Source organism: Curtobacterium sp. AB451 (assembly GCF_050585845.1).
In the GTDB taxonomy this organism is placed as follows: domain Bacteria; phylum Actinomycetota; class Actinomycetes; order Actinomycetales; family Microbacteriaceae; genus Curtobacterium.
On the sequence record NZ_JBOBQG010000008.1, the window covers coordinates 96,209 to 102,592 of the forward strand.

5 protein-coding genes are annotated in these 6,384 nt (G+C 69.4%); 4 read left to right on the plus strand and 1 reads right to left on the minus strand.

Going from position 1 to position 6,384, the window contains the following annotated elements; all coding sequences use genetic code 11:
- Window positions 1-183 precede the first annotated feature (183 nt).
- Genes ACQXVK_RS16035 through ACQXVK_RS16045 form a run of 3 tightly spaced genes read left to right on the plus strand, consistent with a single transcriptional unit; the run spans window position 184 to window position 3,504 of the window.
- Window positions 184-1,470: an RNA polymerase sigma factor gene (locus ACQXVK_RS16035; protein WP_430854235.1), complete on the plus strand. Its 1,287-nt coding sequence runs from the start codon at window positions 184-186 to the stop codon at window positions 1,468-1,470.
- Window positions 1,471-1,474: 4 nt separating this feature from the next.
- Window positions 1,475-2,734 (plus strand): MurT ligase domain-containing protein, encoded by a 1,260-nt coding sequence (locus tag ACQXVK_RS16040; RefSeq protein WP_430854236.1) that lies wholly within the window; start codon window positions 1,475-1,477, stop codon window positions 2,732-2,734.
- A complete protein-coding gene (locus tag ACQXVK_RS16045) occupies window positions 2,731-3,504 on the plus strand; it encodes a type 1 glutamine amidotransferase (RefSeq protein WP_430854237.1) in 774 nt (257 codons plus the stop codon). Before ACQXVK_RS16040 ends, ACQXVK_RS16045 begins: the two co-directional genes overlap by 4 nt.
- 80 nt (window positions 3,505-3,584) lie before the next feature.
- Here the strand turns inward: ACQXVK_RS16045 and ACQXVK_RS16050 are convergent, their stop codons facing one another.
- Complete coding sequence (locus ACQXVK_RS16050; protein WP_144713499.1) at window positions 3,585-3,809, minus strand: DUF7455 domain-containing protein; 225 nt, start codon at window positions 3,807-3,809, stop codon at window positions 3,585-3,587.
- Between the two features lie 168 nt (window positions 3,810-3,977).
- On the opposite strand from ACQXVK_RS16050, the gene ACQXVK_RS16055 reads away from it, so the two are divergent.
- Window positions 3,978-6,104 (plus strand): DNA gyrase/topoisomerase IV subunit B, encoded by a 2,127-nt coding sequence (locus ACQXVK_RS16055; RefSeq protein WP_430854238.1) that lies wholly within the window; start codon window positions 3,978-3,980, stop codon window positions 6,102-6,104.
- Window positions 6,105-6,384: the final 280 nt, after the last annotated feature.

The window sequence follows — 6,384 nt, forward strand, 5'->3', positions numbered from 1 at the left end:
ACCCGTTCGGGCCTCCTGTGTCTCGGAGCACTCAAGTGCGCCGCAGAGACCGGGGGACTTGACATGGGTCCTAGTGCTGCCCGGAACGGTAGGACCCGATGACGCGTGAGAGCGCGGCGCGAGCCCTGGGCGGCGAGGGAGGCCACGACCCCACGAACGTGGCACGACGAGAGAGGTGATCGCATGGCTGCCCGGAGCACGACGATCGATCCCACGAAGGACACCCCTTCGGAAGACACTGCGCCCGAGGGTGCGACGGCGGACGCCGCCGAGACCGAGGGGACGGCCGCGCCGAAGAAGCGCGCCACCAAGACCACCGCCAAGAAGGCCGCACCGAAGAAGGCCGCCACCAAGGCGAAGAAGAAGTCCGACGACGACGAGGACATCGACGAGGAGACCCCGGTCGCCGAGGCCGATGCCGAAGCGACGGACGAGGCCGACACCGAGACGGACGACAAGGACACCAAGCCGGACGCCGCAGCAGCGGTCGCCGCCGGAGCCCTGGTGATCTCGCAGTCCGACGACGACGAGGCACCGGTCTACTCCACGACCATCACCGGTGCCACCGCGGACCCGGTGAAGGACTACCTCAAGCAGATCGGCAAGGTCGCGCTGCTCAACGCCGAGCAGGAGGTCGAGCTCGCGATGCGCATCGAGGCCGGCCTGTTCGCCGAGGACAAGCTGCAGCACTCGACCGGGCTGTCGAAGCCGGAAGAGCGCGAGCTGCGCTGGGTGGCCCGTGACGGTCAGCGTGCGAAGTCGCACCTGCTCGGCGCGAACCTCCGTCTGGTCGTCTCGCTCGCCAAGCGCTACACCGGTCGCGGCATGCAGTTCCTCGACCTCATCCAGGAAGGCAACCTGGGCCTGATCCGTGCGGTCGAGAAGTTCGACTACACCAAGGGCTTCAAGTTCTCGACGTACGCCACCTGGTGGATCCGTCAGGCGATCACCCGCGCCATGGCGGACCAGGCCCGCACGATCCGCATCCCGGTCCACATGGTCGAGGTCATCAACAAGCTGGCTCGCGTCCAGCGGCAGATGCTGCAGGACCTCGGTCGCGAACCCACTCCGGAAGAGCTCGCCCGCGAGCTCGACATGACCCCGGAGAAGGTCGTCGAGGTGCAGAAGTACGGCCGCGAGCCGATCTCGCTCCACACCCCGCTGGGTGAGGACGGCGACTCGGAGTTCGGCGACCTGATCGAGGACACCGAAGCGGTCGTGCCGGCCGATGCAGTGGGCTTCACGATGCTGCAGAAGCAGCTCGAGAGCTTGCTCGACTCCCTGTCCGAGCGCGAGGCCGGTGTCATCCGCATGCGCTTCGGCCTCGGTGACGGGCAGCCGAAGACCCTCGACCAGATCGGTGACACGTTCGGCGTGACGCGTGAGCGCATCCGCCAGATCGAGTCCAAGACGATGGCGAAGCTCCGCCACCCGTCGCGGTCGCAGTCGCTGCGCGACTACCTCGAGTAGGCCGATGCGCTTCGTCATCCCGATCCTCGTCGGGCGGATCCTCCGCGCCCTCGCCCGTGCGCGGGGCGGAGGGTCCGCCTACCCCGGGTTCATCGTGCTCAAGCTGGTGCCGGACTTCCTCCAGCACGTCACGAAGCAGTTCCCGAACGGCGTCGTCTTCGTGCTCGGGTCGAACGGCAAGTCGACGACGACGCACATGATCTCCGACATCGTGCGGGCGCACGGGCTGCGGGTCTTCACGAACCCGTCCGGTGCGAACCTGCCGCAGGGCATCGCCTCGGCGCTCCTCTCCGAGGTGTCGCTGACCGGCAAGCTCAAGGCGGACATCGGCATCCTCGAGGTGGACGAGGCCTTCGCGGTCGAGCTCGCCGGGATCCTGTCGCCGTCCACCGTGACGATGCTGAACGTCCAGGTCGACCAGCTCTACCGGTTCTTCGAGACCGAGCGGGTCGCCGACATGATGCTCGACACCGCGGCGCTGTCCACCGCGAACGTCATCACCAACCGCGACGACCAGTTCCTCGACGCCTACGTCGCACGGACCGGCCAGCGGGTGCTGCGCTTCGGCGCGAGCTCCGAGGTCGTGGCCGCGGCGCCGAACGGCCTGCAGAACGCGGACGACTTCGACCGGCAGGACGCCGAGCCGAACCCGGCCGAGTCCGAGGTCGTCGTGAACACCGGTGACGGTGCGACGATCCGCTTCGACGGCGCCGACATCCCGGTGCGCCTGCCAGCACGTGGCCTGCACTACGCGGTCGACGCCGCTGCGGCCACCGCGACGGCGAGTGCCGCGCTCGGCACGCAGTTCCGCGCCGACGCCGTCACGAAGGCCTTCGGCACGATGAAGCCCGCGTACGGCCGTGGCGAGCGACTCCCGATCGCGGGCGAGTCCGCCGAGTTCACGATGTTCAAGAACGCGGCGAGCCTCCAGCTGAACCTCGACGCCCTGCCGAACCACCCGGAACAGGTGCTCATGGCGATCGACGAGGGCACGCCGGACATCTCGTGGATCTACGACATCGACTTCTCGAAGCTCGACCACGTCGACGTCGTGTCCGGTGACAAGGCGTGGCAGATCGCGATCGCGCTCGAGCACGCCGGTGTCCGCATCGGTCGCGTCGAGCCCGACGTCGAGGCTGCGATCCGCCACATGGAGCAGCTCGGCGCGACCACCTCGGGGACGAAGAACTTCATCGTCAACTACGAGATCATGATGATCGCCCGCAAGGCCCTCGGCCACCCGGACATGGAGAAGACCGCATGACGGCCGACCGGTTGACCATCCTGCACGTCTACCCGCGCCAGATGGGTGTGTCGGGCGACCGCGGCAACGTCGCGGCCCTCGTCCGTCGTGCCGAGACCGCCGACATCGCCACCGAGGTGCTCGAGTACGCCCCCGGCGACGCCCTCCCGACCGAGGCGGACGTCGTCGTGATCGGCAACGGCCCCCTCAGCGCGATGCGCTCCCTCGGCGACGACGTCGCCCGGATCGGTGCCCCGCTCCGTGCGTTCGCCACCGCCGGTGTGCCCGTCGTGGCGGTCGGTGGTGGCTTCGACCTCGCCACGAACGAGGTCGTGCCGACCGACGGTGCCGGCGTGACCGGCTTCGGCGTGTTCGACGCCCGGGCCGTCCGCGGTGCCGAGCGCCGGGTGAACTACTTCGTGCTCGACACGGCCTACCCGCTGCTGTCGGGCGCCTCGACCCGGCTCGCCGGCTTCGAGGACCACGCGACGCGGATCGAGCTCGGCACCGGCGTCCGGCCCTTCGCCGAGGTCGTGTCCGGGGGTGGCAACCAGGCGGGCTCGCCCGTCGAGGGTGCCATCGCCGGGACCTCGTTCGGCACGCACACCCAGGGACCGATCCTGCCGCTGAACCCGCAGCTGACCGACGGCGTCCTCGCCGCGGCCACCGCGCGGCTCGGCCGCGAGTACGCACCGGACCCGGAGCGCACCGCGACGATCGACCGCTACGCGCGCGAAGCGCGAGCGACGGTCGACCGGTACGTCGACAAGGCGTTCAAGCGGATCGCCTGACGCGACCCGCAGACAGACAGGAGGCGCGGTGCCAGCTGGCACCGCGCCTCCTGTCCGTTCAGCGCTCGCGTCAGCGTGCGCTACTTCGACTCGTAGAGTCGGCTGCTCTCGTCGTGCCACTCGATGGCGGTGGCAGCGAGCTTGTCCTTGAACTCGGCGCCGTGGTGGGCGCAGAAGTACAGCTCACCGCTGGCCATGGTGGCCCGGATGTACGCCTGCGCGCCGCAGCTGTCGCAGCGGTCAGCAGCAGTGAGCTGGTTGCTGCCGAGTTCGTCGATGGAGAGGTCCTGCACGGTCTGGGTCATTGCTGTGCTCCTCACGGATCGCAGGGGGTGCGGGTTGGTCCACCCATTTCAACACGTGATGCCTGAGAGTCGTGCATTGTCGCGGGCCCATTTCGCTCAGCGCGGATCGCTTGTCCCCAGTCCGAGTGTCCGCACGGTGGTGTCGGTGCGGATCGCTAGCATCGGACGGTGAGCTCCGACTACTCTGCCCGCCATCTCTCCGTCCTCGAAGGGCTCGAGGCGGTCCGCAAGCGTCCGGGCATGTACATCGGGTCGACCGACTCCCGCGGCCTCATGCACTGCCTCTGGGAGATCATCGACAACTCGGTCGACGAGGCCCTCGCCGGCCACGGTGACGAGATCGGCGTGCTGCTGCACCCCGACGGCTCGGTCGAGGTCCGCGACACCGCTCGTGGCATCCCGGTCGACGTCGAACCGAAGACCGGGCTGACCGGGGTCGAGGTCGTGTTCACGAAGCTCCACGCCGGCGGCAAGTTCGGCTCCGGCTCGTACGCCGCGTCGGGTGGGCTGCACGGTGTCGGTGCCTCGGTCGTGAACGCGCTGTCGGAGCGGCTCGACGTCGAGGTCGACCGCGGCGGCAAGACCTACGCGATGTCGTTCCACCGCGGCGAGCCCGGCACGTTCGACGACGCGGCGGGCATCGGTCCGGACGCACCGTTCTCCCCGTTCACCTCGGGCAGCGAGCTCCGGGTCGTCGGGAAGGTCAAGAAGGGCGTCACCGGGTCGCGCATCCGGTACTGGGCCGACCGGCAGATCTTCACCCCGGACGCCAAGTTCAGCACGAGCGACCTGGTCAGCCGGGCCCGCCAGACCGCGTTCCTCGTGCCGGGGCTCGGCATCACCATCACCGACGCACGGCCCGCCTCGATCGAGGCCGCGGCAGCCCGCGCCGTCGCGACCGGCGCCGAGGTCGAAGCGGGTCCGGTCATCGAGCGCTTCCGGTACGAGGGCGGGATCGGCGAGTTCGTCGAGCACCTCGCTGTCGACTCCGCGGTGACCGACGTCTGGCGGATCCAGGGCACCGGGACCTTCACCGAGACCGTCCCCATGCTCGACGACAAGGGACACATGGTGTCGACGTCCGTGTCGCGTGAATGCGAGGTCGACCTCGCCTTGCGCTGGGGCAGCGGCTACGAGACGGTGTTCCGCAGCTTCGTCAACATCATCGCGACGCCCAAGGGCGGGACGCACCAGGCCGGGTTCGAGTCCGGTGTCGTCAAGGCCGTGCGCACCCAGGTCGAGGCGAACGCCCGCAAGCTCAAGGTCGGCCAGGACAAGCTCGAGAAGGACGACGTGCTCGCCGGTCTCACCGCCGTGCTGACCGTCCGGCTGCCGGAACCGCAGTTCGAGGGGCAGACGAAGGAGGTCCTGGGCACCCCCGCGGTGCGCAAGATCGTCGACCAGGTCGTGTCGAAGCGGCTGACCGAGATCCTCACGTCGACCCAGCGCACCGAGAAGACCCAGGCGGCGACCCTGCTCGAGAAGGTCGTCGCCGAGATGAAGACCCGCATCTCGGCCCGGGCGCACAAGGAGACCCAGCGCCGGAAGAACGCGCTCGAGAACTCCTCGCTGCCGACGAAGCTCGCCGACTGCCGCAAGCAGGACGCCGAAGGCACCGAGCTCTTCATCGTCGAGGGTGACTCGGCGCTCGGCACCGCCAAGCTCGCCCGCAACAGCGAGTACCAGGCGCTGCTGCCGATCCGGGGCAAGATCCTCAACGTCCAGAAGGCCTCGGTGTCCGACATGCTCTCGAACGCCGAGTGCGCGTCGATCATCCAGGTCATCGGCGCCGGCTCCGGTCGGACGTTCGAGATCGACCAGGCCCGCTACGGCAAGATCATCATCATGTCCGACGCCGACGTCGACGGCGCACACATCCGGACGCTCCTGTTGACGCTCTTCTTCCGGTACATGCGGCCGATGATCGAGCAGGGTCGGGTGTACGCCGCGGTGCCGCCGCTGCACCGGGTCGTCGTGGTGAACCGCGGCAAGGCGAACGACACGCTGTACACGTACTCTGAGGCCGAGCTGCAGGCGGTCCTGAAGAAGCTCGAGAAGCAGGGCAAGAAGTACCAGGAGCCGATCCAGCGGTACAAGGGCCTCGGCGAGATGGATGCCGACCAGCTGGCGGAGACCACGATGGACCGGACGCACCGGACGCTCCGGCGGGTGAACGTGCCCGATGCCGAGAGCGCTGCGAAGGTCTTCGAGCTGCTCATGGGCAACGACGTGGCGCCGCGCAAGGAGTTCATCCTCGCCGGCGAGGGGCTCGACCGCGACCGCATCGACGCGTAGGCGTCGCGGGCGCGCTGCGCGCGGGGCGTTGCACGCGGGGCGTCGCGGGCGCGCTACGGCGCGCCCTGGAGGGTCGTCGGGGCGGACGGGAGGCGCGGAGCGGGGCCGCCCCGCGCCTCCCGTCCGCCCGTGGTCGCGTGTTCACGCGCTGGGCGACAGTTCACGCGGCCGGAGCCCCGTGAACTGTCGCCTCGCGCGAACGGTTGGTCGGGCCGGCGGGCCGCCGGGCCCGGCGGCCGGAGCGGGCGGGAGCGCGAGACTCGGCTGGGCGGACTGTTTC